A 25,959-nucleotide genomic window follows, 5' to 3' on the forward strand; every position below is an offset into this window, starting at 1 on the left:
CTCTGAATATTAACAAATTAATTCCTAAAAATTAGGAAAGTTTTAATTTTTTGTTAAATTTGGAGACCTTTTACCCTAAATGAAGACTAAACTACTTTACATATCTGTGTTGCTATCGGTTGCGGCATTCGGACAGTCCCCGAAAATCGACAGTATTCGCACGTTGATATATAAGTATGAAAAGACGGGTTTAACCGGCACAATAAAAGACACTTCCTATATAAAAAATCTCAATATTCTGGCGAGGAGTTCTGTATATTCTTCCCATGATACCGTGATCAAATATGCGAGAAAGGCGAAGACCCACTCCCAGCGTATCAATTACAACAAGGGTACCATGGTCGCACTTCAGTCTTATGGAATGCTCTACACGGAAATCGGTGAATATGAAAAGAGTAAGGAATTTCTTAATGACGCCCTGAAATTAGCCGAAAGACAGCACGACACCATCGCTATGATGAACTCGTATTACGAACTCGGTATCCTCTTTCAATATCAGGCGGCTCTGAACATCTCAAATGCAAATTGCCTTAAACTGATCGCTCTGGGAAATAGCTCCAATAAGAGCGAAGATGTGATGAATCTGGTTTCTATGGCCTATGAATGTATCGCCAACAATCATATGATGATCAATCGGTACGAAAAGGCTTTAAAATATTACGATACCGTAGCCAGCATAAATCAGGATCTAGGAAACAGGATCTCTCAGGGACAATCATTCAGTAATATAGCAGAATTGCACCTGCGAATGAAGCAATATCCGGAATCGCTGGACTACATCAACCGTTCGATAGGAATATTTGAAGAAAACAAAGAGAATATGCCCGATTGGCTGGCATTTGCCTACCGAATTAAAGGAGATATTTACCGGGCCAAGGAAAACTACGCTAAAGCGCTGGAGATCTACCGTAATGCCGAATCACTACAACCTTTGTTTACGGACAACAGAGAACTCGCATTTCTTAAAATCGGACTGGCAAAAGCCAGCCTCGGCCTCAAGGACTATAAGCTTGCTGAATGTTTTGTAGGGGAAGCACTTGCGGTAGGAAGAGAGATCAAGGCCATCGAGGTGAGTCGCGATGGTGCAGAGATACTTTATCAGATCAACCAGGCAGAAGGAAATTATGAATCCGCTTTACATTACCATCAGGAGTTTAAAAAATTCAATGACAGCATCTACAATCACACCAACTCGAAAAGTCTTGCAGGCTTAGAGGCTGAAGTCGAATTTATCGAGAAAGAGAACAACCTGATCCTGGACAATGAAAAGGAACACAATAAACGCTTACTGCTGCTTTATCTTTCCACCGGTGGAGCTGCGATACTCCTGACCATACTGTTCCTCACTCAGCGCAGCAGAAAACTTGAACGTAAGCTCAACAGTCTGCTCGCCAAAAAGAACAGAGTTCTCGAAAAAAGAGAATTACAGCTAAAACATACCAACGAGACAAAAAATAAATTATTCTCTATAATCGGCCATGATCTTCGTGCGCCGATCAATTCGTTGAACGGCCTCATCGATCTGCTGCAGGAGAAACAGATCGAAGCTGAAGATTTCATCAATTTCGCGCCTCAGTTAGGAGAGCAGGTCAAGAATGTTTCCTTCATGCTGAATAACCTTTTACACTGGTCGCAGCAGCAGATGCGTGGTATCAAGAACAACCCGGTTAAGAACAACCTGTTCCTGCTTGCCAATTCATCGGTAGACCTTTTAAGGGAAGGTGCGAGTGCCAAGAATATTATGATCTGTAATAATATACCAGATGATGCTTACATCTTCGGAGACACTGAGATCGTGACCATCCTTTTACGAAACCTCATCAATAACGCGATTAAGTTTACTCCGGAGAACGGACGTATCGATATCAATGCCCTCGAAAAGAATAACAACTGGGAGATCGAAGTGAAGGATACCGGTGTAGGAATGGATGAAATGACCATTCAAAGAATACTCTCTAAAGAGAGTTATATCACCTCATCCTATGGTACCAATAATGAAAAAGGTACCGGTATCGGTTTAAGCCTTTGTAAAGAGATGATCCTCAAGAGCGGTGGTGCTTTCCATATTACCTCCATTCCGGGACATGGCAGCAGTTTCTTCTTTACTGTTTTGAAATATCAGGAGACAATGCAGAAAGTCGGATAGTTCATCTGTACAGCAATTATCAACCCTTTTTACGAAATGCCATCGGCGTGATATCATGATATCGAGAAAAGCTCTTGCTGAGATGCGATTCATCCGTATAGCCGAATTCCGTTGCGATCTCCCGTAAGGTACTTTTACTATATTTTAAACGATGCTCGATAAGCCTTTGACGGTAATCACGAACATAATCTCTAAGCGGTACCCCGACATTCTTTTTAAAGAATGTCCCCATATAATGAGGAGAATAATTAAAATTTTCAGCGATCATTTTAATCGTAAGCATATTAGGGTCATAGATATTCGTCTCGATATAATCCAGAAGCTCTTCATTACATAACTCTCCTTCCACTTTTGGTAACGGATCTATCGATTCAGGTCTGCTTCTGAGGATCACGAATAGCAATGCCTGGAATAATTTGAAGATAACATCTTCATAATGCCCCGACCTTTCATAATATTCATCAGAGATCATCTCCATTAAATCCCCTGCCCTGCGTTGATCCTTCTCGGTATTCAGAAGATTCCCGATCCTGTTCAGGCAAAGCAAATGATCGAGTTCCCGGTTCCAGGCCTGCAGGTCAACAGTATCGCTGATTCCTGATTGATAAAGACCCGTAAATTTAAAATAGATGAACCTTGTGCGATCTTCCACTTTAAACTCATGAGCATCGGCTGGCTTTATAAGATAAAGGTGCCCTTTCGAATAAGGAATGCGCTCATCGTTCAGGTGATGGATCCCCTTTCCCGATCCGATATAGATCAACTCGAAATGATTATGATTATGAAGAGGATGCTCCCAGATATCAGTAGTAAAATCATCTACCTTAAGGGGATCAAACTGTATATACCGTTGCATAAAGGTGAATATTTACAAGTATCCAAGTCAAATATACAAGATAGTTAACAGGGTTAGGTCTAACTTTATGATCCTTTTAATATTTATCCTATAATTTAATTTTGAACCATGAAATACAGAAAAATAGGAAAGACCGACATACAGGCAGCCCCCATTGTTTTTGGAGGTAATGTTTTCGGTTGGACACTCGATGAAAAAGCTTCTTTTGATATTCTTGATAAAATTTCGGAGAAAGGACTGAACTTCATCGATACTGCTGATATCTATTCTTTTTGGAAAGAAGGAAATAAGGGAGGCGAATCGGAAACGATCATCGGTAACTGGATGCAGAAACGCCGAAACAGGAATGAAATGATTATCGCAACGAAGGTCGGTGGTGCCTATGCAGACACCAGCGAAAACCTGACAAAGCCCTATATCAAAAAAGCAGCAGAAGACTCTCTAAAACGGCTGAAATCCGATCATATCGATCTTTATTACTCCCATTTTGATGATAACGTAACACCGGTAGAAGAAACTTTGTCGGCTTATCAGGAGCTCATTCAAGAAGGGAAGGTCAGATTTATCGCTGCTTCCAACCTTTCTCCGGATCGATTAAAAGCATCCCTGGAACTATCAAAATCAGGATTACCTGCCTATCAGGCATTACAGCCGCATTACAATCTAATGGAACGTGATAATTATGAAACTCAATATGCAGGTTTGGTTAAAGAATACGGTTTATCTGTATTTCCGTACTGGGCATTGGCAGCAGGTTTCCTTACAGGTAAATACCGAGAGGAGGCAGACCTTTCCAAAAGCGTTCGTGGAGAAGGAGTTCGCAAGTATCTGAATGAAAAAGGATCTGAGGTCCTTAAAGCGCTGGATACTCTTGCTGTAAAGCACGAGTCTGCCCAGGCTTCTATAGCGCTGGCCTGGTTACTGCACAAACCAGGTATTACGGCACCGATTGCCAGTGCAACTAAACCCCAGCATCTCACTTCATTGCTCGAAGCAATTGACATTTCTCTCTCTGAAGAAGATATGAACCTGCTCGATAAAGCAAGCTCCTGAAATCACAATGATCGATGGTAGGACTACGAAATTCCTGCCATCGATTTCACCATAAAAAAAAGATAATGACCTTACGAATGAAAAGCCATATTTTACGATTGATACTCTTCCTGTTTACTTCAATGATCAGTGCCCAGCAAAATCAGGCTAAATGGCTTGATCTTGAACTGAGTAACTACGAATACCCATATCCTGTAAAGTATATCAAACTGAACCACCAGGAACAGGAACTAAATATGGCATATATGGACATCAAACCATCAAACTATAACGGCAAGAACGTAGTGCTTTTTCATGGTAAGAATTTCAACGGTGCCTATTGGAAGACCACCATTGAAACCCTCACCGAAAATGGTTTTCGTGTGATCGTTCCCGATCAGATCGGATTCGGAAAATCATCCAAACCCTTGCATTATCAATATACATTCCAGCAACTTGCCATGAACTCTAAGTCTATACTGGATAGTTTAAAAATAGAAACAACCGCTATACTCGGGCATTCCATGGGAGGTATGGTAGCAACAAGATTTGCATTGATGTATCCTGAAATCACCGAGAAACTGATACTTGAAAATCCGATTGGATTGGAAGACTGGAAATTAAAGGTACCCTATAAACCCGTTGAATGGTGGTATCAAAATGAATTAAAAAAAGATTATGAAGCCATACGTACCTATCAGTTAAACAGCTATTATGACGGCAAATGGAAGCCGGAATATGATGAATGGGTAAATCTTCTGGCCGGATGGACTCTGAATTCCAACTACAAAACCATAGCCTGGAATGCAGCATTAACCTATGATATGATATTTACGCAGCCAGTGCTTTATGAATTTGGAGAATTAAGCATGCCTACGTTATTGATCATAGGCACCAGAGACCGAACAGCATTGGGGAAACCACTGGTTTCTGAGGAAATAAGAAAGACCATGGGATTATACCAAAAATTAGGAAAGACAACACAAAAGGCGATTCCGAACAGCAAACTTGTAGAGATTCCTGACACAGGTCATTTACCCCATATTGAGCGCTTTCAGCAATTCATCGAACCGCTGTTAGAATTCCTGAAGGATTAACACCTGTGCTATTTAAAGCATACAAGATAACATCTTGCATTTTTTAATAAAAAAGGCTGTTACGCTCTGCGGACAGCCTTTTAATTTTTTATCGGTGAACTCTTAATCGACCTTAGATAACCTATTGGATCAAAGCAAAAACACCTTTCGTAAGAAACTGACTATTTTCCGGAAACTTATCGACATCTTCGACCTGAATCATACCATTTTCAAGTTTACCCGGAGTAACCGGCACCTTACTGAATTCATAATTGCCATTATTTCTGCCGGATAAAAGAAGTGCATAGTGATCATTACCTACTTGTACAACAGCGGTTTCAGGCAAAGCTCTAACAGGATGATCGCCTACATGTATCTCTGCTTCCACATACATTCCGGGAACAAATTTTGATTCGTTCTCCTCGCCCATATGTCCGTGTACGCCAACCATACCCGTTTCCGGATCGATCACCTTTCCTACGAGATGTACCATTGCTGTATACTGTTTCTCGGAATGTTCCGGACGGAAGGTGATACGTTGCTCTTCCCGAATCTCAGGGAGGTCCTTTTGAAAAACCTGAAGTTCCAGGTGCATATGATCGGTGTTCACCAGCTCTACGGCCTTCATTTGTGGCGACAGGTAACTACCCTGTACGATATTTACCAAAGTTATATATCCACTTATCGGAGCCTTGATCTGAATTTGATCGGTCATGGAAGTGGTTCGTACTTTTTCAGGATTCAGTGACATCAGTCTCAGCTTTTCTTCCAGTGCGGTCATCTGAGCGGCCAAAGACTCCATATTCGATCTTGATTCTTCATACCTTTTGTCAGCACTGATTTTATCTTTCCATAAAATTTCCTGTCGGCGATAATCCTTATCTGCGATCTCAAAAGCACTTTTAGACTTTAAATAATCTTCTTGTATCTTTAAAAATTCAGGATCCTGAAGCGTAAACAGGACCTGTCCTTTTTTGACATACTGTCCCGGAAGTAATTTGAGATTACGAATATATCCTCCGAAATAAGAGCTCACGACAGCACGGTATTCCGGTGGAACATCAAACCTACCCGTCGTTTGGATCACCTTGCTGAAAGTTACCTCCTTTAATTCCTGTATTTCCATTCCTCCTTCAGAAAACTGTTCTTCTGAAATAACTACTTTATCAGTAGTATGCGCTGATGGATCTGTTCCTTTCTCTTCTTCCGTTCCTTTGCAGGAAGCAATCAAAAAAGGAAGTGTGAATCCTAATATTAGCCAGGCGGTTGAATTAAGCGTAAGTTTCATTTTCATTCGTAAAAATAATTAAGGGTGATGACGGTCATATCATAATCATAAATGGCATTCAGACGTGCTACAGCAGTATTCATCGCTGCCTGAAGCAATTGAAGATATTGAAGATAATCCAACTCCCCGGCGGAATATGCTACTTTAGCCTGCTGCAAAATACGAGTAGCAAGAGTAGCTCCTTCCTCGTTATGATACGCCATTCGTTCCTTTTGAATCTGTAATTGATTGTTAAGCGCCTCTAATCGGGAACGGGTATGCGTTGCCAGATCATTGACCGCATTCGTCTTTCTGTCTACCGCTATACGCGTTGCTTTGGTTCTTGCAGCCGAAGCTGTAAACCACAATGGCACACTGATCCCAAACTGGACACCTGAATAAGTTTTCGCTCCCGGATAACCATTCGTTCCCTGAAAATACGATAAATGAAGGTCCGGTAACAGGCTCTGTTTTTCAAGTGAGAGTTTCTTCTCCTCAAGTCGTTGCTGAGATCGCATCATTTCCACTGCGGGTATCTCATTCGCTATCTCGGGAATTAAAGGTAAGACTACCAGTGAATCTTCAACCGGAACATAGGTGCTGCTTTCATCCTGAATCCAGCTGTTCAGTACCTGAACTGAATTCTTATAGGATGCCAGATGTTTTTGCAAGGTCATATTCACCTCCTTATAATTCGCTCTCGCAGTCAATTGTTCTAATTCATTGGCATCGCCAACTTCAAATTTTCTGTCGGCTGCTCTCGAAAATTCCTGATAGAGACTATCAATAGCCCGGTAGGTCTTAACCAGATTATTATAATAAACGGCTGAAACATAACTTTTGGATATCTGTGCCCCCGTTTCAAGGCTATCCATTACATATTGTATCCTGTTTAAATTGGTTTCTTCCCGAAACACCTTTTTTCTGGCTCCATAAATGGTTGGAAATCTGAATTGTTGTGTCACCCCCCAAACTTCGATAGGATGTCCGTTTTCCGCAATATTGTTCTGATCATAATGATAGTAGATCTGTGGTTGATCAGGGTTCCAGGCACTCCCTTCAAGAACCTTCCCATATTCCTGCCCATCTCTTGAACTACTTAGACCGGTGTTATTTTTCCACCCCTTATCAAGAGCCTCTTGAAGTGAAATGGATGCCTCCTGACCCTGAATTCCTATTGTAAATAACAAAATGATCAAAACGCAAAATACAGCAGGTGAAAATTTAAAATATATCTTATTTTTCATCAGAACCTTTTTTATCATTATTCATAAAAACAGTGTAAAAAACAGGTAAGACCAGTAATGTGAGTAGCGTGGAAGTGAAAAGTCCTCCGATCACCACGGTTGCAAGTGGTCTTTGGATTTCAGCTCCGGCCGAAGTGGATATTGCCATAGGCAGAAAACCAAGAGCAGCCGCCATAGCGGTTAGCAGTACGGGGCGTAATCGCTTTTCCATACCGGTCAACACCCTTCTGTGTATATTTTTCATTCCATGTTCACGCAATTCGCGGAATTCCTCGATGAGCACGATACCATTCAATACTGCAATACCAAAAAGCGCGATAAATCCAACTCCCGCCGAAATACTAAAAGGCATATCCCTGAAATACAGCAAAAGGATACCACCAACGATAGCAAGTGGTATTGCACTGGAGATCATCAATACTTCCCTAACATTACCAAAGGCAAAATACAATAACAGAAATATGAGCAAGAGCGATACGGGTACCGCGATTATCAATCTGTTTTTCGCACTTTGTAAGTTCTCGAACTGGCCACCATAGGTAACAGTGTATCCGGTGGGTATATTGATCTGCTCATTTATGATCTGCTGCACATCCTTCACTACGGATGCTAAATCTCTGTTTCTGACATTTACCCCCACTACAATCCTGCGACGCGTATCATCTCTGGATATCTTAGCAGGTCCTTGGGTATAGGTGATGGTCGCAAATTCAGACAACGGAAGGGAACGTCCATCATTGAGTGTAATTGCTGTGCGTTGCATATCTTCTATACCTTGCCGATAATCCGCACCAAAACGGAGTACAAGATCGTATTGTTGCTCACCTTCGAAAACCACCCCAGCAGTTGCCCCGGAAAATCCGGCGGAGATCAATTGATTCAAATCATCGATGTTTAGTCCGTAACGCGCTATTGCAGATCTGTTATAGCGCACTGTGATCTGAGGAAGACCTGTGATCTTTTCTACGGTGATATCGGATGCCCCCGGAACATTCGCGATCGCTTTTTGAATTTCATTCGCTTTTGATGCCAGAATATCGAGATCCTCTCCAAAAATCTTGATGGCAAGATCTGCTCTAACCCCGGTAATGAGCTCGTTGAATCGCATTTCAATGGGCTGGGTAAATTCATATTCAATACCCGGAATACCGTTTACAAGTGCCTCTTTAAATGCCTCGGCCAATCCTTCTTTGGTGTCAGCCGTGGTCCAGGTATCCTTCGGCTGCAAGGTAATGATCACATCACTTTCTTCCATAGACATAGGATCGGTTGGAACTTCCGCAGCACCGATTCTGCTGACCACCTGTTTTACCTCAGGAAATTTTTTAAGAATCTTCTCCATTCTTGTCGTTGCTGTAATCGTATTACTCAGGGTGGTTCCGGTTTTCAATATCGGCTGAATCACAAAATCACCTTCGTCCAGGGTCGGGATGAACTCTCCCCCCATTCGGCTGAAAAGAAATATGGCGACACCCAGCAATAAAGCAGAAATAGTTATCACCGTTTTTTTCCATCTTAAAGCCATTAACAAACTTGGCTTATACATGCGTTTCAAAGCATTGATCAGTCGATAGGATATGCCCTTGTTGTTATTCTTTTGCGGTTTTATGAAAATAGATGCCATTACCGGTACATAGGTAAAACACAAAATCATCGCACCGAGCAAGGCATAGCAGAAAACGAGAGCCATCGGTCTGAACATTTTCCCTTCCACATTCGCCAACGATAAAACAGGTATAAAAACGATGATAATGATCAATTGTCCGAAAACAGCAGAATGCATCATTTTATTGGCCGATTCTATGGCGATCTTATCGATCCCGGATTGCCGTTCCTGTTTATTAAGGCCGACTAGCGATGTTCCTCCTGTACTTAACCGAAAGGCGATAAATTCAACAATGATCACTGCCCCATCGATAATGATTCCAAAATCTATGGCACCTAAACTCATCAGGTTTGCGTCGATACCGAAAATATACATCAATGAAAGGGAGAAGAACATACATAAAGGGATCACCGAGGCGATCACAAGTCCGGAACGCAGATTTCCCAGTAACAGAACCACAACGAAGATCACAATAAGACAGCCCAGAATAAGATTTTCAGCGATGGTAAGAGTTGTTTTATGAATAAGTTCGCTTCTGTCCAAAAAAGCATTGATCCTGATTCCCGGAGGCAGGGAGGCACTGATCTCTTTTACTCGTTCCTTAACAGCGGCGATCGTCTTATTCGCATCGGCATCCTTCAGCATCATTACCTGTCCCAATACCTTCTCTCCTTCTCCATTTGCTGTGATCGCTCCAAACCTGGTTGCATGGCCGAACCGTACTTCCGCAACATCTCTGACCAATATAGGACGTCCATCTCTTGTTGTGATGACCATTTTACCGATATCTTCCATCGAGGATACCATCCCTTCTCCTCTTACGAAATAAGCCTGATCCGACTTTTCGATATAACCTCCACCGGCAATACTGTTATTGCGTTTCAGGGTTTCATAAACCTCGTTCAGGGAGATTCCGAGATTCCTGAGTTGTACCGGATCGATGGCTACTTCATACTGTTTGAGATTCCCACCCCAGGTATTCACCTCAACAACACCAGGAATTCCTGAAAGCTGTCTTTTGATGAGCCAATCCTGAATCGATCTCAATTCTGTAATACTATAACGGTCGCGGTATTCAGGATCCACATCGATTACATATTGAAAGATCTCACCCAACCCAGTGGTTATTGGTCCCATAAATGGTTCGCCGAATCCTTCAGGAATCCTCGATTGCGCCATTTTTAATTTTTCTGCGATCAATTGACGTGGTAAGTAGGTTCCCAGATCATCTTCAAATACAATCGTTACAACTGACAAACCAAATTTTGACACAGAACGGATCTCTTTTACACCTGGTAAATTGGCCATTTCGAGTTCCACAGGATAGGTAAGAAACTTCTCTACATCTTCGGTAGCCAGGTTTCTTGTCGTGGTGATCACCTGAACCTGATTATTCGTTATATCCGGAACGGCTCCAAGTGGAAGATTAAATAACGAATAGATACCAAAGGCTGCAATAAATCCTGTGAATAGAAGAATTATGAGCTTATGCTTAACACTATATTGAATGATCCTCAGAAACATGGGTTAAAGTTTGCTAAGCAGCCAAATCTATATGATATCTCTGAAAATTGGCTAAGAATTGTCTTAAGATAGCCTTAATTCGATGAAATACACGCTGTATTTTAAGGACTTTTTCGATTTTAAGCAAATCTTAAGAGTGCACTAAGAAAATCCTTAAATTAGTCTATCATATTTAGACCATGAATATATTGATCGTTGAAGATGAGCCTGGAATTGTAGATTTTCTTAAGCAGGGACTTGAAGAGGAATCCTATAATGTCTCTGTAGCCTATGAAGGACGCAGCGGACTCACTATGGCAATGGAAGGTCATTTAGACCTGATCATTCTTGACTGGATGGTTCCCGGAGTAAGCGGTATCGAGATATGCAGACAGGTACGAAAAAATGATCTGTCAACCCCTATCATATTTTTAACTGCAAAGGATACCGTAGATGAAACCGTTTTTGGCTTGCAGGCCGGAGCGAACGATTATATCAAAAAACCGTTTCATTTTGCAGAATTACTGGAACGGATCAAAGTTCAATTACGATCCAGAACCGAATCTGAAACTTCATATCATGTCGGCCCTATCGTTCTGAATCCATCCACCCATCAGGTCTTTAAAAGTGATAAAGAGATCAAACTCACTTTAAAGGAATTCAGCTTGCTGGAATACCTCATGAAAAACAAGGACCGGGTTTGTACCCGGGCAAGGATTCTCGATCACGTTTGGGATATTAATTACGGTTATGATACCGGGGTTATCGACGTTTACATCAATGCGTTGAGAAAGAAACTGGACCTCACAAACGAAGACTATATTCAAACCATACGAGGTGTAGGATATCTTATCAAGAATCAATGAAATTTCGCTTTAAAACACGAATCGCCCTTTACTACCTGATGGCAACCACTGTTGTGGTGGCTACCGTCTTCTTTCTCATTTTCTTTATTGTTAAAAAAACCGTATATGACAGTCTCGATCAGGATCTTAGCCTGGAATCAAATATTCACCTGGCCGAAATTGATCCCAATAGTTTAAAATTTGAAAATAAGGAAGAATGGGAAGAAAGAGAACATAGGGAGGTACAGGTAAATCCGGTATTCGTACAGGTCATTGATCAATATGGCCATACCACTGATAAGTCTCCGAACCTTAAAGAATCATTGCTTTCCTTTGATAGTAAAGAACCGGATAACGGACACTTCAATACATTTCTGAATGAAACCCTGATACGTCAGACTCAATTACCGATTCAATTTCAGGGAAAGACTAAAGGATATATATTAACCGCGATGTCATTCGAATCTTCCCGAATGGTGATCATCAAACTTCGAAATATACTATTGCTAACCTACCCAATGGTAGTGTTCGGATTGTTCTTTATTTCCCGGTTTCTGGCAGGAAGAAGCATTGAGCCGATCAGGGAAATCACGGATACAACCAGACGTATTCACAGAAATAATCTTAGTGAACGCGTAACATTACCAGCAAATGAAGATGAACTTTATGAACTGTCTGCTTCCATCAATGAACTGTTGCAACGTATTGAAGATTCACTGAACAGAGAGCGACAATTCACTTCAGATGCCTCTCATGAATTGAGAACACCACTGGCATCCTTGAGAGGTACACTGGAGGTACTGGTAAGAAAAGGTCGGTCACAGGAAGAATATGAAAAGAAAATAAATTACAGCCTTAAGGAAGTTGATCGTATGTGCGAAACGATCGACAAACTTTTGTTTCTGGCGCGATATGACCATAGAGAGCAAAGACTGGAAATGGCTTCGGTAATTCAATTACTCGATGAAACCATTAGTCGAAATGCGCCTATGATAGCTGATAAGAAGCTGAAGATCCAAATGAAAACAGATCCTCAGAATCTCACGGAACTAATCGAAGTACCCAGATATTATGCCTCGATGATACTTGATAATATCCTATCCAATGCGATCAAATATTCGCATGCTGGAAGCGCCATTCAGATCGACGTTCATCAAAAAAAAGAAAAGTTGCTCTGCAGGATCACTGATACTGGTATCGGTATAGCGCAACAGGACTTAAAAAATCTTTTTAATGCATTTTACAGGTCTGAAGCGCTGGATCATAAAGATATTACAGGAACCGGACTCGGACTCTCCATTGCGAAAAAAGCAGCGGATGCCATCGATGCTTCAATCAAGGTAGCAAGTGAGAAAGGATCCGGAACAACTTTTGAAATTCTTTTCTCCTACCCCCCCATAAAACTCCATTCTTAATCGAATTTTAAGAATCTGCTAAGCCTATCCTCAGATTCGACTGTTACGTTTGATTTCCGTAACACTCACAAAATGAAATCAAAACCAACAGGAAAAAGATATAGTCTTTTGGTGCATTATCTCTTTTTCTTTCTCATCATTTCTGCGGTCTTCAGACTTCTTCTACTGATCCTGGATTTTGAGGATACAGACCATGGAATTATCGATATTTTACATTCCCTGATTACCGGAACTTTTTTTGATATCGGTGTTATTTCCTTTTTCCTTTTACCCGTCACACTTTATCTCTTTCTGTTACCCTCCCGATGGATCGGATCTGTTTTCGATAAGATCATTATCATAGGAGGAACAGTCCTTATGACCGTAATTCTTACATTTTCCTTCTTCGCAGAATTCGTTTTTTGGGAAGAGTTCAGCAGACGATTCAATTTCATTGCCGTTGACTATCTGATCTATACATATGAGGTGGTGAGAAACATTGATGAATCATACCCGATCCCTGTATTAGTCTCCGCTGTTTTACTATTGGCCGGAGGCCTTCAGTATTATTTTAAAAGGAGAAGGTATTATGATCAGACCTTTACACATTCTACACCGAGATCGCTACGCGGATTATTTTTATGCATCAACATTTCAATGGTGCTCTTCTTTTCCTTTAAAGTGGATAATGAAATGGCAGAATGGTCTCCTAACCGATATAATAACGAAATTTCTAAGGCAGGGATCTATTCGTTTTTCGCCGCCTTCAGGAACAATGAACTCTCGTATCCGGAATTTTATGAAACGATCCCGGATGAAAAAGCATTTGAGGAAGTCAGAGCACAACTGACTCAACAAAATGTAGCATTTTCCAATGACTCGAAAACTTCGATCTACAGAATGATCACAGATACAGTTCCGGAAAGCCATCCGAATGTAATGCTGATCTGTGTTGAAAGTCTGAGTGGGTCATTTTTGGGATCCTTTGGCAACCCAGAAAACCTGACCCCTAACCTTGATACACTTTCAGAAAGGGGCATTTCATTCACAGATCTGTATGCTACCGGAACACGCACGGTCAGAGGCATGGAAGCGCTAACCCTCTGTATTCCTCCCACACCCGGTAGAAGTATCGTGAAACGGGAACAAAACGAACATCTGTTCACAATTGGAAGTGTTTTCCGGGATCAGGGATACAACAATACCTTTTTTTACGGCGGTGATGGATATTTCGACAATATGAACCATTATTTCAGTTCAAACGGATTCGATATCGTAGACCGAGGCAGAAAACTCAACGTAGGAGATGAGATCATGACGCATCGGGAAAACATCACGGATACTGAGGTTAGTTTTGAAAATGCATGGGGAGTTTGTGACGAAGATCTCTTTGGAAAAGTTCTAAAATATAGTGATTCACTAAGTGAGAAAGCGAATAAGCCTTTTTTCAATTTTATCATGACCACTTCAAATCACCGGCCGTACACCTATCCGGAAGGTCGCATCGATATCGCTTCAGGAACCGGCAGAAAAGGTGCTGTAAAATATACCGATTATGCGATCGGAAATATGATCCGCTCTGCACGAAAGCATAGTTGGTTTAAAAATACGGTGTTTATAATCGTTGCGGATCATTGTGCAAGCAGTGCCGGAAGATGGGATCTGGACGTGGCAAACTATCGTATTCCTGCTATAATCTATAATCTCCCGGGACATGAAAATCCGGAAAAAATAACCAAGGTGTGTTCTCAGATCGACCTGTTACCCACGCTGTTCGGAATGCTTCACTGGACCTATGAAAGTGACTTCTATGGTCGGGATATTTTAACTGCCAATAGTCTTGAGAGGGCATTGATCGGAAATTACAGAAAACTTGGACTATTGGAGAACGATCGTCTTGTGGTATTAGGAGACGAGGGATCCTCTGATTTTTACCTATGGAACCCTGCTTCAAATACACTGACACCTGATCAGGCAGATATCGCACTAAAAAACAAGGCTATTTCCTATTACCAGTCGGCATACTATCTGTTCCATCATCAGGGATTAAATGATAAAAATGATGAAGACGAAGGTTTGGTTCATAATTAATCCGATCTCCGGAAGGGGAAAACATACCCTGGAAAGATCACAGATTGAAAATCACTTTCCGGAATCGACCTATACTATTGAAGTTCATATCACCCAATATAAGCTTCATGCACATCATCTGGCTCAAATGGCCGTTGCACAGAAGGTCGACATGGTTGTTGCCTGTGGTGGAGACGGAACGATCAATGAGGTTGCCTCGGCCTTGGTCAATACCGGGGTCACACTGGGATGTATTCCTTTGGGTTCCGGAAACGGATTTGCATCACACCTCAGGATGCCTTCTGATATTTCCCGTGCCTTGTGCATGATTTCAGACAGGGAAAGTACCCGTATCGATATCGGTAAGATCGACGACTCCTATTTTTTCAGTAATATGGGTATCGGATTTGATGCAGAAGTGATCCACCGCCATAAGAGAGATAACAGAAATCCCTTTTTGGCCTATTTAAAGGCTGTTTTAAATGCATTCAAAAATTATCCGTTTGATTATAACCTCACCTTTGAAATCGGAAATGAAACCCATAAAATTCAGCCCTTTATGTTCTTTATTTCCAATTCAAATCAAATGGGCTATAATTTCTCACTTACCCCAAAAGCATCACTCAATGATGGAAAACTGGATCTGGTCATTATAAAACGAAGCTCCAGGCTTTCCATACTCACTCTGGGAATACTGTTGCTATTCAAAATGGAAAAATTCTATCCGGGATTACAATATCACAGTATCGAAAATCTCGAAGTTGCACATGAAAGAAACGAACCGATCACCTGCCAGAAAGATGGAGAACTTTTTCCTGTTTCATCAGATACGATCAGGATCTGTGTAATCCCTAATGCATTGAATGTGATTTCGAATATATAACCCCTTAAGACAATCTTAAGATTACACTAAGGATATTTATAGAAACACCATTTACTTTTATCAAAATTCAACACATGAAGAATATCTTGTTGCTCACTATAATCGCCTTGTTTTCAATAACAGGCTTGCATTCGCAGGAGTGGTATAATGATCTGGATACAGCCAAAGAAATGGCTGTTACTAAAGATGAACCGATCATTCTGGTCTTTCAGGGTTCAGACTGGTGTGCTCCATGTATCAAACTGGACCGACAGATCTGGAGCACAGAAGAATTCAGGAATTATGCCCGGGACCATTACATAATGCTCAAGGCTGATTTTCCCAGAAAATCGAAAAACCAGTTACCGAACGAACAAGCAAAGAAAAATGAAGCTCTTGCCGCCCGCTATAATAAATCAGGATACTTTCCCTTTGTTGTGATCCTCGATCATCAGGGTGAAGTTCTTGGAGAAACAGGCTTTAAGAATATGTCCCCCCAGGACTACATTAATCATATTAACTCCTTCTTACCGGATGCCGACTAAATCAGTGATTCTTCTGTTCTTTATCATCAATGTCTTTAGTTCGCTTCAGGCCCAACACCCCTATAAGCGAACTCTTAAGCTCATGGGAAGCAGGTTTGACATTACGGTAGTTGCAGCAGATGAAACTGCCGGGAATGGTTACATCGATGATGCTGTTTCAGAAATCACCAGAATTGAGCGCCTCATTTCCTCTTGGGATCCTGATTCTCAAACTTCAAAGATCAATGCGAATGCCGGAATTCAACCCGTAAAGGTTGATCACGAACTATTCATGCTGATCAAAAGAGCTATTGGAATTTCGGAATTGACAGATGGCGCGTTCGATATAAGCTATGCGGCGATGGATAAGATCTGGCATTTCGACGGCACCATGAAGACGATGCCACCGGATAGCCTGGTAAAAGCTTCGGTTTCCCGTGTTGGTTATCAGAAAATAATTCTTGATGATAAGGCTTCAACAGTATTTCTCAGGGAAAAAGGAATGAAAATAGGTTTTGGAGCGATCGGTAAAGGATATGCGGCAGATAAAGCTAAAACCCTTCTCATGGATAAGGGGGTAACAGCCGGAATTATCAATGCTTCTGGAGACATGAACACATGGGGTACGCAAACCACCGGAGAACCTTGGAAAGTTGCCATCACCAACCCTATGGATAAACACAAAGCTTTCGCTTTACTACCTATCGACAACAAAGCCGTAGTAACATCCGGCAATTACGAAAAATATGTGATCTTCAACGGCAAGCGTTATACTCATATCATAGATCCGAGAAGTGGTTATCCGGCAAGTGGTATCATCAGCGCCACCGTCTTTGCTCCGAAGGCTGAACTTGCAGATGCTCTTGCTACTTCGGTCTTTGTTATGGGTAAAGATATAGGCCTGGATCGCATTAATCAGCTACCTGGAGTGGAATGTATCCTTATCGATGATCAGGGAAATATTTTTACCTCAACCAATATTAAAATCGACACACAATGAAAAGAATCCTGATGATTGCAGGATGTATATTCATCACATCCTGCACCACCGTAAAAGAATATGAAAAAGTATATCTGAATGACCCGGATATGGTTTTAGGCAGCAAAAATGCCGATCGTTTTCAAACGAGTTTTCAAGCTTACAGAGAAGCAGCAGCCGGAGCCAATGGCGGTAAGACCGGTGGTGGTTGCGGATGTAATTAACTTTCGATTTATGAAGAAATTCATCTATATAACTGTACTAATCTTTTGTGTTCTGCCTTTAAGAGCACAGGAAAAAGAAGAACAGGGTTCTTCTGAGTATAAGAAAAGAGTACTCGAATCTACAGAAGTAGATCTGCTTTCCAGTTACTATTCTCAGGATGGTGACAACGCCGCGGTAAGCGGAGGGATCGGCACCGAAAAACTCACTGATTTCACACCGACCATTGTGGTTGCCATACCGCTTAACGATGACGATGTACTGACAATCGACGCCGGAGTATCGGCTTACACTTCAGCATCCTCAAGCAATATAAATCCATGGGATGGCACTTCAGAAGCAGACCCGTTTCAGGCAAGTTCAGGTGCATCTTCCAGTGACATGTGGGGTAACTTTACCGGAACATTCAGTCATAGTTCCGATGACAGAAACAGTATTTGGACAGCCAAAATATCAGTCTCTTCGGAATATGATTATTTTTCAGTAGGATTTGGAGGAAGCTATACGAAACTGTTAAATGAAAAGAATACCGAACTTTCAGGACATCTGAATGTATATCTGGACACCTGGAATCCCATTTATCCCTACGAACTTCGGCCATTTGCCCCAGGAGGAAGTGGATTAAATGATTCTTTTTATCAGAACCATACCATCACAGGAAATCCCGATTATCAGCCTGTTTTCGATCCTTTTCGGGATAAAGGAAGAAATTCATACTCGGCTGGAATCACCGCTTCCCAGATTTTTTCAAAGCGATCTCAGGGAACATTGATGTTCGATATCGTAAGGCAGGACGGATTATTATCGACCCCTTTTCAAAGGGTATATTTTCAGGATGTTGAAGGCAGCTATATAGAAAACTTTCAATTAGCTGACGCCATCGAACAATTACCGGATTCCCGAATGAAAATAGCCGTCGGTGCGCGGTATAATCAATATTTGAATGAAATGTTCGTTCTGAGAACCTATTACCGGTATTATTTTGATGATTGGGGAATTCGCTCACATACGGCAAGCCTTGAAATACCGGTGAAGATCGCCAGTCGCTTTACTTTATATCCATCCTATCGATATTACTCACAAACCGCAGCGGATTACTTTGCACCTTATGAGCAACATCTGTCTACCGATGAATATTATACCTCTGATTATGATCTGAGTAAATTCAATGCCAACCAGTTTGGCTTCGGGATCAATTATACAGATATCTTTACCGGATTTAAATTTTTACATCTGGGCCTTAAAAGTTTTGATCTGAAATATTATCATTATAAAAGAAACACCGGCCTTACGGCCAACATTATTACGGGCGGATTTACGTTCCTGCTTGAATGACCTGATCGCATTAAATGATTTCAGGCTTTCGGAATTCCGCTTGTATCATAATAGAATCGGGCAGATACTATTTTCCCATCGAGAACCTCATAAACACAAAGTTCCTCCATACTGTGTCTGCCCCCTTCTTTAAATGTAATATCATAGAACATCGGTACCGCAAAATGATTACCGGCCACTAAAGGCTCTCCCACCTCGCCTGAGTGAAATTCCTGAATATTAGAGGCCCACTGATCGTATCCTTTAATAATCGCTTTCTTTCCATGCGTCTCATCATTTGGAATTCCATCCATCTCTTTACTAATAGCATTCTCGGCATATAATTCTTCATATGCCTGATGATAATTACCATTCTGACATAACTGCACGAGTCTTTCAGCAACTTCTTCTGTGTTCATAGTCCTGCAATTTAAATTGACACTTCCTTAAATGTAACACTTTAAACACAGAAATCACTGAACTTTAAGTGATTATAAACAAAAAAAGAGGCTTAAAACCTCCTTTTAATTATAAATACCTATGCTTTTATTCGTTCTTCCAATTCCCGGTAATCGATGGTGAACTGTTGTCCGGTATGCATCTCCTTCAGGGTGAACTGCTGGTCAGTTATCTCCTGAGTTCCAGCCAGCACGACAAAAGGTATAGCGCGTTTATTCGCGAAATTCATCTGTTTTTTCATCTTGGCACCGTCAGGGTAAAGTTCAGCCTTTATACCTGCTCGCCTTAAGCGAGTGACTGCTTTTATGGCATATTTTGACTCCTCATCGCCAAAATTCAGGAAAAGAACCTGCGTATTTCTTTGCACTGAATCAGGGAAGAGTCCGAGTTCTTCAAGTACAAGATAGATTCGATCTAATCCGAAAGAGATCCCTACACCACTAACGCCTTTGAGTCCGAATATTCCGGTAAGATCGTCATAACGGCCTCCACCACCAACAGATCCCATTTTAACCTGTTCCGGTGCAGCGACTTCAAAAATCGCCCCGGTATAATAATTGAGCCCGCGGGCCAATGTAATATCTACCGTTAGCGTTGCGGTTTGTAAAGACATATCTTCAAATGCATTCAGAATAAACTTCAATTCTTCAATACCTTTGAGTCCTTCTGCAGAACTGCTTAAGAGATCAGAGAGAAGCTCCAGTTTTTCAGTATTGGAACCGGTAAATGTAAATAAGGGCGCTACCTTAGCGATCGCCGTTTCGGAAATACCTTTACCTAGCATTTCATCACGTACACCATCAGGTCCAATTTTATCAAGCTTATCCAATGCTACCGTAAAATCGATCAGTTTATCAGAGGCACCGATTACTTCCGCTAATCCGGCCAGGATCTTACGGTTATTGATCTTAATGGTAACTCCCTGCAGATTAAGATTTGTAAAAACTGCATCATACAGCTGTACGAATTCAACTTCCTGCCAGAGGGAATCAGAACCAACCACATCGGCATCACACTGATAGAACTCTCTAAACCTTCCTTTTTGAGGGCGATCGGCTCTCCACACAGGTTGAATCTGATAACGTTTAAACGGCAGATCGATCTCATTCTGATGCATGACCACGTAACGCGCAAAAGGAACGGTCAGATCATAGCGTAAAGCCTTCTCAGTGATCTTTGGCGCCAGTTTCGCGGCATCCTTGAGCTCGTATACTTCCGGGCGCACCTTTGACAGGAAATCACCTGAATTGAGAATCTTAAAAATCAGTCTGTCACCTTCTTCACCGTATTTACCCATCAGGGTATCCGAATTTTCAAAACTCGGAGTTTCGATAGGTAAGAATCCGAACAGTTCGAATTGATTTCGGATGGTCTGAATGATATAATTACGTTTGATAACCTCCTCAGGACCAAAATCTCTGGTCCCTTTAGGTATACCTGGTTTCTGTGCCATGGATAAATCTTGAATTTTAAACAAATATCGAATATATGAACGGTAACTGAAAGTCTATGGGAGCATTTCTTCGAACCAGCGAAACAATTCTCCGCGGGTGATAACGCCTCCTTTTTCGATCAGTTCGAACTTATCTTTATTCGAATCTTCCGAATACTTTTTGGCCGCGGTCATGATCTCTACGGAATCCTCCAGGAAATTTTTCCTGAACCATGCAAATCCACTTTCTGTAGTCAGGTCAACAGCGGGATGTAGCACCCGGATCGCAATTAGCTTCATCTCTGCGACTCCACATTCGAAAAGATGCATCTGTTTTTCAGAAATATTCTCTATATAATCTACTTTACTGAGTACACCTTCCCAGATAAGGTCGCTAAACACATCGAGCTCTTCCTCAGCTACTTCGGGTTTATCAGCTTTGAGACGCTCCCATTCCGTCCCGGTTATGGATTGGGTTGCAAGGAAATTGATAAATTCCTGATGTAATTCTTCAAATTGTTCTTTTGTAAGTCTTCTGTATTTCATAATGCTGCAAAAATAAAAAAGGCCACTGAAGTCAGTGGCCTTAATCTATATAATCTCGGTGTATAAATTACTTGGCTTCCGCTACAACTTCAAATGGGAAATCAACGATTACCTCACGGTGAAGTCTGATAACTGCTTCGTATTTACCGGCAACTTTAACATTACCACCTTTGATAGAGATGAATTTCTTTTCGATCTCTACATTTCCTTCAGTACGGATCGCTTCAGCAAGATCTGCATCAGTTACAGAACCGAAAAGTTTGTTTCCGGAACCTGTTTTAGCAGTGATCTTAGTATCAAGCTCTTTAAGTTGAGCTGCTACTTTCTGAGCATCTTCAACGATCTTTTTCTCTTTAAAAGCTCTTTGCTTCAGGTTTTCAGCCAATACTTTTTTGGCAGAAGCAGTAGCCAATACAGCAAATCCCTGTGGGATCAGGTAATTACGACCATAACCGTTCTTAACGGTTACCACATCGTCTTTAAATCCTAGATTATCTACGTCTTTCTTTAAAATCAACTCCATGGTTACCTGCTTTTATTTTAATAAATCTGCTACGTATGGCATTAACGCAAGGTGTCTTGCACGTTTAACGGCAGTAGACACTTTTCTTTGATATTTCAGCGAAGTACCGGTAAGTCTTCTTGGAAGTAGCTTCCCTTGCTCGTTTACAAATTTCAGGAGGAAATCCGGATCTTTGTAGTCGATATACTTGATACCTGACTTTTTAAAACGACAATACTTCTTTGTTTTGCTGGTCTCTATGTTAAGAGGAGTAAGATATCTGATCTCTCCGTCTTTTTTTCCTTTTGCTTGTTGCTCTATGGATGACATATGATTAAGCTTTTTCTTTTAGTTTTTTTCTTCTTTTCTCTGCCCATGCGATAGCGTCCTTATCAAGTTTTACAGTAAGGTAACGCATAACACGCTCGTCACGTCTGAACTCAAGTTCATAGGTTTCAATAGCTTCTCCAGCTACTTTGAACTCAAAAAGGTGATAAAAACCACTTTTTTTGTTTTGGATCGGGTAAGCAAGCTTCTTAAGCCCCCAATCTTCTTTCGATACAAATTCTGCCCCCTTAGAGATTAAGAAATCTTCAAACTTCTTAACTGTTTCCTTTATCTGGGTCTCAGATAAAACGGGATTTAGAATGAAAACAGTTTCGTAATGATTCATTTTCAATGATATTAATTAATTTTCAAGGGTGCAAAAGTAATACTAAATAACTAAATAAACAAACACTTAATCTTATGTGCTTTGTTTTAGGGTGAAAACCACCTTTTTCCAACACAAACCCGCGTTTTCACAACATTTTCTTTGTTTCACCTCTGTTTTTTCACTAACATTGTACTGTTCATAAACCCAACCACTTACCTGAGTAATTATGAGAATGAATTGTATTATCGTAGACGACTCGAGTATCCAAAGAATGTCTGTTGCCCGGTTGATTAGAAACCACCCTATGCTGAACCTCATTGCTGAATACAGCAATGCTATCGAGGCTAAAAATGGTTTGAAAAATCAGAAGGTCGATCTCATTTTTCTGGATATTGAGATGCCCGTTGTGAACGGGTTCGATCTTCTAGAGTCATTGAGTGACCCACCACAGGTAATCCTGATTACTGGTAGTGCAGATTACGCATTGAAAGCCTTTGATTATGATGTAACCGATTATCTCCACAAGCCTATTACCCAGGAGCGTTTTGAAGCTTCTGTTAAAAGGGCACAGGAAAATTACAAACTTAAGATCGCTTCTAAAGAGGATGACGAGCATATCTTCGTAAAGAGCAACCTTAAGAAACGTAAAGTATTCCTGAACGAAATCAATTGGGTCGAGGCCCTTGGAGATTATATCAAATTGGTTACCGATGAAGCGAACATCGTGATTCTGTCTACTATGAAATCCTTCGAAAAGGAGCTACCTGCAGAAAGATTCCTAAGAATTCACAAATCTTACATTGTGAATCTGGATAAAGTAGAGAAATTCAACAGTAAAAGCGTAGAAGTTAATGGTAAAAAAATACCTTTAAGCAGAAACAAGAAGCAAGAGCTTTCCGAAGCTTTAAGCAACTTCTAACAAATTTTTACATTCTTGATGTCTAATAATTATCGACATCATAAATGACACGAACACTTCTGAAATTGGCAATAGCATTAAAGCTGTTGTCAATTTTTTTTAGCTGCTGTTTTACCAATCCCACCGATCGGTCTGCCGGAATTTTTATCACCAGATTCTTATTATACGAATTCCTCACTCTGGGAATTGCCGGAAACTCAGGTCCCAGCACCTCCATCGCAGCATCTACCCGGAGTACATTACGCACATATTTCGCATACCATTCTGATGATTCATTGACCTTATTATAGTCTTTATGACGAAAGGTTATCTTGATTAGCCTGTAAAACGGTGGATATCTAAACTGCCTCCGCTCTTCCATCTGTTCTGAAAACATCGTTTCGAACCTGTTCATGGAGGCCTGCTGCAAGATCTGATGAAAAGGGTTATAGGTCTGTATGATCACCTTCCCTCTTTTAAGGGTACGCCCTGCCCTTCCGGCGACCTGCTGTATCATTTGAAAGCTTCGTTCATGCGCCCGGAAATCCGGAAAATTTAGCATGGTATCCGCCTGCATGACCCCTACTAAGCTCACATTTCGAAAATCAAGTCCTTTAGTCACCATTTGAGTACCTACCAGGATATCCAGTTCCTGCTGTTCAAAGGCCGAAATTATCTTATCATATCCGTATTTACCCCGCGTGGTATCAGAATCCATCCTGCCCACACTGGCTTTAGGAAATAACACCTTAACCTCCTCCTCGATCTGCTCTGTCCCGAATCCTTTTGTATCCAGCTCATCACTACCACAAGCCAGACATTTTAACTGTCGGGCCATCCGGTATCCGCAGTAATGACAGCGCAGTTGATCCTTGAATTGATGATAGGTAAGCGTCACGTCACAGTTGGGGCAACCGGGAGAATGTCCACAGGTATTGCATTCCAGTACGGGCGCATATCCCCGCCTGTTTTGAAAGAGTATCACTTGCTCTCCTTCCGATAAGGATTCCTGAATTTCCTCCATAAGCCGATCCGAAAAATGACCGTTCATTCTTCTTTTTTTCAACTTATCCTTAATATCCACCAGCTCCATATCAGGCATCAGCACGTTTCCATATCTTCTCGTGATATTCACAAGGCCGTACTTTCCGGTTTGTGCATTGTAGTAACTCTCCATCGAAGGAGTAGCCGACCCCAGCAAAACCCTGGCATGATGCAGCTTCCCCAGGACGATCGCTGCATCCCGCGCATGATATCTCGGTGCAGGATCATATTGCTTAAAGGAAGTTTCATGTTCCTCATCAATGATAATGAGTCCGAGAGACTCATAGGGGAGCAATAGTGCCGAACGCGCACCGATGACCACCTGCGCCCCTCCTTCATTGGCAGCGATCTTATTCCAAACCTCCACGCGTTCATTAGCGGAATATTTTGAATGATATACCAGTACTTTTTCTCCGAAGTACTCGCGCAACCTTCGGATGAGCTGGGTTGTAAGTGCTATTTCCGGCAACAGGTACAGAACCTGCTCTTCCCTGGCTAATACCTCCGCGATCAGCTTAACATAAACTTCTGTTTTACCGGAAGAGGTCACACCATGCAACAGCACAACATCCTTACTCTTAAATTCCGAGGAGATCTGTAAAAGTGCCTCCTGCTGATATTCATTAAGCTCCTTGGTCTGATCGAGTTCGCCTTCCTCATATCCGACCCTGTCATGTTGCAGCAAATACGCTTGCAGTATATTCTTTTCGATCAAACTTTTGATCACCGCTGACGAGGCACCACTCCGTTCCTGCAACGTCTTTACTTTAACAGGCTTGGGATCGGATACTTCAAGGGTAAAAAGACTCATGATCACATCACGCTGCCGTGGTGCTCTGCTAAGCTCTTCAAGCAACTGATTCAGAGCCTCATCTGTCGAATAGTTTTCATGAAGCTTAACGTACCTGATCATTTTAGGTTTATACTGCTCCTTAACTTCTTCTCTGATTTGGATCACTCCTTTTGCAAGCAATCGTTTTATAATCGGAAGTACTCGCTTACGATCTGTAATACCGGCTATCTCCTGTACATTTAAAACAGACTGATGCTGCAAAGCTTCAAATACAAGCCATTCATCATCTTTCAGAGTTTCTTCCGAATCATCAAAGGTTTCATCACGAATCACCATGGTCTCGCTTTCCAAAAGAAAAGAAGGAGGCACAGCAGCCCTGAATACCTCTCCCACACTACACATATAATAAGAAGCAATCCATTCCCAGTGCTTCAGTTGCACCTCTTTTACAAGAGCAACCTCATCCAGAATCTGATCGATCTCCTTTGCATCATAATGCTGAGGCGGATCCTGATGTACCGACCTAACCAGACCGGTATAGATCTTTGCTTTACCAAAAGGCACAGCCACCCTGAATCCCGGCGAAAGAAATGCTGCCTCTCGCTCAGAAACCTCATACGTATAGGTCTTAGGTATCGGAAGTGGTAAAATGACATCTATGAAATGTCGCATGAAAGATTGAATATT

23 protein-coding genes are annotated in these 25,959 nt (G+C 41.5%); 12 read left to right on the top strand and 11 right to left on the bottom strand.

Annotated features, from left to right (window positions below; all coding sequences use genetic code 11):
- The first annotated feature begins 79 nt into the window (after window positions 1-79).
- Window positions 80-2,146 carry a tetratricopeptide repeat-containing sensor histidine kinase gene (locus tag DMZ48_RS09300; RefSeq protein WP_143954862.1) on the top strand — a complete coding sequence of 689 codons (2,067 nt, stop codon included), beginning with the start codon at window positions 80-82 and terminating at the stop codon, window positions 2,144-2,146.
- 19 nt (window positions 2,147-2,165) lie between these two features.
- Here DMZ48_RS09300 and DMZ48_RS09305 read toward each other — a convergent pair whose 3' ends face one another.
- Window positions 2,166-3,002, bottom strand: a complete 837-nt coding sequence (locus DMZ48_RS09305) for a helix-turn-helix domain-containing protein (protein WP_143954863.1) — start codon at window positions 3,000-3,002, stop codon at window positions 2,166-2,168.
- Window positions 3,003-3,110: 108 nt separating this feature from the next.
- On the opposite strand from DMZ48_RS09305, the gene DMZ48_RS09310 reads away from it, so the two are divergent.
- Together DMZ48_RS09310 and DMZ48_RS09315 are read left to right on the top strand one after the other, a co-directional pair.
- Window positions 3,111-4,055, top strand: a complete 945-nt coding sequence (locus DMZ48_RS09310) for an aldo/keto reductase (protein WP_143954864.1) — start codon at window positions 3,111-3,113, stop codon at window positions 4,053-4,055.
- A gap of 77 nt (window positions 4,056-4,132) precedes the next feature.
- Complete coding sequence (locus tag DMZ48_RS09315) at window positions 4,133-5,131, top strand: alpha/beta fold hydrolase (protein WP_143955045.1); 999 nt, start codon at window positions 4,133-4,135, stop codon at window positions 5,129-5,131.
- Window positions 5,132-5,252: 121 nt separating this feature from the next.
- Here the strand turns inward: DMZ48_RS09315 and DMZ48_RS09320 are convergent, their stop codons facing one another.
- The 3 genes from DMZ48_RS09320 to DMZ48_RS09325 are packed head-to-tail and all read right to left on the bottom strand — an operon-like array spanning window position 5,253 to window position 10,754.
- On the bottom strand, window positions 5,253-6,404 hold the full coding sequence (locus tag DMZ48_RS09320) for an efflux RND transporter periplasmic adaptor subunit (RefSeq protein ID WP_143954865.1): 1,152 nt from the start codon (window positions 6,402-6,404) through the stop codon (window positions 5,253-5,255).
- Window positions 6,401-7,624: a TolC family protein gene (locus DMZ48_RS18780; protein ID WP_242009166.1), complete on the bottom strand. Its 1,224-nt coding sequence runs from the start codon at window positions 7,622-7,624 to the stop codon at window positions 6,401-6,403. Before DMZ48_RS18780 ends, DMZ48_RS09320 begins: the two co-directional genes overlap by 4 nt.
- Window positions 7,614-10,754 carry an efflux RND transporter permease subunit gene (locus DMZ48_RS09325; RefSeq protein WP_242009167.1) on the bottom strand — a complete coding sequence of 1,047 codons (3,141 nt, stop codon included), beginning with the start codon at window positions 10,752-10,754 and terminating at the stop codon, window positions 7,614-7,616. The genes DMZ48_RS18780 and DMZ48_RS09325 overlap by 11 nt, the downstream gene beginning before the upstream one ends.
- 179 nt (window positions 10,755-10,933) lie before the next feature.
- Here DMZ48_RS09325 and DMZ48_RS09330 point away from each other — a divergent pair, with 179 nt between their 5' ends.
- The 8 genes from DMZ48_RS09330 to DMZ48_RS09365 all read left to right on the top strand — a co-directional run bounded on the left by DMZ48_RS09330 (window position 10,934) and on the right by DMZ48_RS09365 (window position 18,964).
- Window positions 10,934-11,599, top strand: coding sequence for a response regulator transcription factor (locus DMZ48_RS09330; protein WP_143954866.1), 666 nt, complete (start codon window positions 10,934-10,936; stop codon window positions 11,597-11,599).
- A complete protein-coding gene (locus DMZ48_RS09335) occupies window positions 11,596-12,993 on the top strand; it encodes a sensor histidine kinase (protein ID WP_143954867.1) in 1,398 nt (465 codons plus the stop codon). Before DMZ48_RS09330 ends, DMZ48_RS09335 begins: the two co-directional genes overlap by 4 nt.
- A 72-nt stretch (window positions 12,994-13,065) precedes the next feature.
- Window positions 13,066-15,063, top strand: coding sequence for an LTA synthase family protein (locus tag DMZ48_RS09340; protein ID WP_143954868.1), 1,998 nt, complete (start codon window positions 13,066-13,068; stop codon window positions 15,061-15,063).
- Window positions 15,032-15,925: a diacylglycerol/lipid kinase family protein gene (locus DMZ48_RS09345; RefSeq protein WP_162558696.1), complete on the top strand. Its 894-nt coding sequence runs from the start codon at window positions 15,032-15,034 to the stop codon at window positions 15,923-15,925. The genes DMZ48_RS09340 and DMZ48_RS09345 overlap by 32 nt, the downstream gene beginning before the upstream one ends.
- A gap of 74 nt (window positions 15,926-15,999) precedes the next feature.
- Window positions 16,000-16,449 (top strand): thioredoxin family protein, encoded by a 450-nt coding sequence (locus DMZ48_RS09350; protein WP_143954870.1) that lies wholly within the window; start codon window positions 16,000-16,002, stop codon window positions 16,447-16,449.
- On the top strand, window positions 16,439-17,428 hold the full coding sequence (locus tag DMZ48_RS09355) for an FAD:protein FMN transferase (protein ID WP_143954871.1): 990 nt from the start codon (window positions 16,439-16,441) through the stop codon (window positions 17,426-17,428). The genes DMZ48_RS09350 and DMZ48_RS09355 overlap by 11 nt, the downstream gene beginning before the upstream one ends.
- Window positions 17,425-17,631: a DUF4266 domain-containing protein gene (locus tag DMZ48_RS09360; protein WP_143954872.1), complete on the top strand. Its 207-nt coding sequence runs from the start codon at window positions 17,425-17,427 to the stop codon at window positions 17,629-17,631. Before DMZ48_RS09355 ends, DMZ48_RS09360 begins: the two co-directional genes overlap by 4 nt.
- A gap of 10 nt (window positions 17,632-17,641) precedes the next feature.
- A complete protein-coding gene (locus tag DMZ48_RS09365; protein WP_143954873.1) occupies window positions 17,642-18,964 on the top strand; it encodes a DUF3570 domain-containing protein in 1,323 nt (440 codons plus the stop codon).
- Between the two features lie 20 nt (window positions 18,965-18,984).
- Here DMZ48_RS09365 and DMZ48_RS09370 read toward each other — a convergent pair whose 3' ends face one another.
- The 6 genes from DMZ48_RS09370 to rpsF all read right to left on the bottom strand — a co-directional run bounded on the left by DMZ48_RS09370 (window position 18,985) and on the right by rpsF (window position 22,555).
- The gene (locus DMZ48_RS09370; protein WP_143954874.1) at window positions 18,985-19,362 is read right to left on the bottom strand and encodes a nuclear transport factor 2 family protein; all 378 of its coding nucleotides are present in this window, start codon (window positions 19,360-19,362) and stop codon (window positions 18,985-18,987) included.
- Between the two features lie 119 nt (window positions 19,363-19,481).
- Entirely contained in the window at window positions 19,482-20,855 is a 1,374-nt protein-coding gene (hisS, locus tag DMZ48_RS09375) for a histidine--tRNA ligase (RefSeq protein WP_143954875.1), read from the bottom strand.
- Between the two features lie 54 nt (window positions 20,856-20,909).
- A complete protein-coding gene (locus tag DMZ48_RS09380) occupies window positions 20,910-21,380 on the bottom strand; it encodes a DUF6495 family protein (protein WP_143954876.1) in 471 nt (156 codons plus the stop codon).
- A gap of 67 nt (window positions 21,381-21,447) precedes the next feature.
- Window positions 21,448-21,903, bottom strand: a complete 456-nt coding sequence (gene rplI / locus DMZ48_RS09385; protein WP_143954877.1) for a 50S ribosomal protein L9 — start codon at window positions 21,901-21,903, stop codon at window positions 21,448-21,450.
- A gap of 12 nt (window positions 21,904-21,915) precedes the next feature.
- Entirely contained in the window at window positions 21,916-22,212 is a 297-nt protein-coding gene (gene rpsR / locus DMZ48_RS09390; RefSeq protein WP_143954878.1) for a 30S ribosomal protein S18, read from the bottom strand.
- 4 nt (window positions 22,213-22,216) lie between these two features.
- The gene (gene rpsF / locus DMZ48_RS09395) at window positions 22,217-22,555 is read right to left on the bottom strand and encodes a 30S ribosomal protein S6 (protein WP_143954879.1); all 339 of its coding nucleotides are present in this window, start codon (window positions 22,553-22,555) and stop codon (window positions 22,217-22,219) included.
- Window positions 22,556-22,763: 208 nt separating this feature from the next.
- On the opposite strand from rpsF, the gene DMZ48_RS09400 reads away from it, so the two are divergent.
- Entirely contained in the window at window positions 22,764-23,456 is a 693-nt protein-coding gene (locus DMZ48_RS09400) for a LytR/AlgR family response regulator transcription factor (RefSeq protein WP_143954880.1), read from the top strand.
- A gap of 22 nt (window positions 23,457-23,478) precedes the next feature.
- Here DMZ48_RS09400 and priA read toward each other — a convergent pair whose 3' ends face one another.
- Complete coding sequence (priA, locus tag DMZ48_RS09405) at window positions 23,479-25,944, bottom strand: replication restart helicase PriA (RefSeq protein ID WP_143954881.1); 2,466 nt, start codon at window positions 25,942-25,944, stop codon at window positions 23,479-23,481.
- Window positions 25,945-25,959 lie beyond the last annotated feature (15 nt).

The sequence above is a fragment of the Robertkochia solimangrovi genome, from assembly GCF_007279655.1.
Lineage (GTDB): Bacteria > Bacteroidota > Bacteroidia > Flavobacteriales > Flavobacteriaceae > Robertkochia > Robertkochia solimangrovi.

What these genes read in the sequence shown, in the direction of transcription:
- DMZ48_RS09330 (WP_143954866.1), top strand. Translation starts at nt 10,934, where the DNA reads ATGAATATATTGATCGTTGAAGATGAGCCTGGAATTGTAGATTTTCTT.
- rpsF (WP_143954879.1), bottom strand. Translation starts at nt 22,555, where the DNA reads ATGAATCATTACGAAACTGTTTTCATTCTAAATCCCGTTTTATCTGAG.
- DMZ48_RS09380 (WP_143954876.1), bottom strand. Translation starts at nt 21,380, where the DNA reads ATGAAATACAGAAGACTTACAAAAGAACAATTTGAAGAATTACATCAG.
- DMZ48_RS09345 (WP_162558696.1), top strand. Translation starts at nt 15,032, where the DNA reads ATGATGAAGACGAAGGTTTGGTTCATAATTAATCCGATCTCCGGAAGG.
- DMZ48_RS09310 (WP_143954864.1), top strand. Translation starts at nt 3,111, where the DNA reads ATGAAATACAGAAAAATAGGAAAGACCGACATACAGGCAGCCCCCATT.
- DMZ48_RS09320 (WP_143954865.1), bottom strand. Translation starts at nt 6,404, where the DNA reads ATGAAAATGAAACTTACGCTTAATTCAACCGCCTGGCTAATATTAGGA.
- DMZ48_RS09365 (WP_143954873.1), top strand. Translation starts at nt 17,642, where the DNA reads ATGAAGAAATTCATCTATATAACTGTACTAATCTTTTGTGTTCTGCCT.
- DMZ48_RS09360 (WP_143954872.1), top strand. Translation starts at nt 17,425, where the DNA reads ATGAAAAGAATCCTGATGATTGCAGGATGTATATTCATCACATCCTGC.
- DMZ48_RS09335 (WP_143954867.1), top strand. Translation starts at nt 11,596, where the DNA reads ATGAAATTTCGCTTTAAAACACGAATCGCCCTTTACTACCTGATGGCA.
- priA (WP_143954881.1), bottom strand. Translation starts at nt 25,944, where the DNA reads ATGCGACATTTCATAGATGTCATTTTACCACTTCCGATACCTAAGACC.
- DMZ48_RS09350 (WP_143954870.1), top strand. Translation starts at nt 16,000, where the DNA reads ATGAAGAATATCTTGTTGCTCACTATAATCGCCTTGTTTTCAATAACA.
- DMZ48_RS09370 (WP_143954874.1), bottom strand. Translation starts at nt 19,362, where the DNA reads ATGAACACAGAAGAAGTTGCTGAAAGACTCGTGCAGTTATGTCAGAAT.
- DMZ48_RS09305 (WP_143954863.1), bottom strand. Translation starts at nt 3,002, where the DNA reads ATGCAACGGTATATACAGTTTGATCCCCTTAAGGTAGATGATTTTACT.
- rplI (WP_143954877.1), bottom strand. Translation starts at nt 21,903, where the DNA reads ATGGAGTTGATTTTAAAGAAAGACGTAGATAATCTAGGATTTAAAGAC.
- DMZ48_RS09315 (WP_143955045.1), top strand. Translation starts at nt 4,133, where the DNA reads ATGAAAAGCCATATTTTACGATTGATACTCTTCCTGTTTACTTCAATG.
- rpsR (WP_143954878.1), bottom strand. Translation starts at nt 22,212, where the DNA reads ATGTCATCCATAGAGCAACAAGCAAAAGGAAAAAAAGACGGAGAGATC.
- DMZ48_RS18780 (WP_242009166.1), bottom strand. Translation starts at nt 7,624, where the DNA reads ATGAAAAATAAGATATATTTTAAATTTTCACCTGCTGTATTTTGCGTT.
- hisS (WP_143954875.1), bottom strand. Translation starts at nt 20,855, where the DNA reads ATGGCACAGAAACCAGGTATACCTAAAGGGACCAGAGATTTTGGTCCT.
- DMZ48_RS09355 (WP_143954871.1), top strand. Translation starts at nt 16,439, where the DNA reads ATGCCGACTAAATCAGTGATTCTTCTGTTCTTTATCATCAATGTCTTT.
- DMZ48_RS09325 (WP_242009167.1), bottom strand. Translation starts at nt 10,754, where the DNA reads ATGTTTCTGAGGATCATTCAATATAGTGTTAAGCATAAGCTCATAATT.
- DMZ48_RS09300 (WP_143954862.1), top strand. Translation starts at nt 80, where the DNA reads ATGAAGACTAAACTACTTTACATATCTGTGTTGCTATCGGTTGCGGCA.
- DMZ48_RS09340 (WP_143954868.1), top strand. Translation starts at nt 13,066, where the DNA reads ATGAAATCAAAACCAACAGGAAAAAGATATAGTCTTTTGGTGCATTAT.
- DMZ48_RS09400 (WP_143954880.1), top strand. Translation starts at nt 22,764, where the DNA reads ATGAGAATGAATTGTATTATCGTAGACGACTCGAGTATCCAAAGAATG.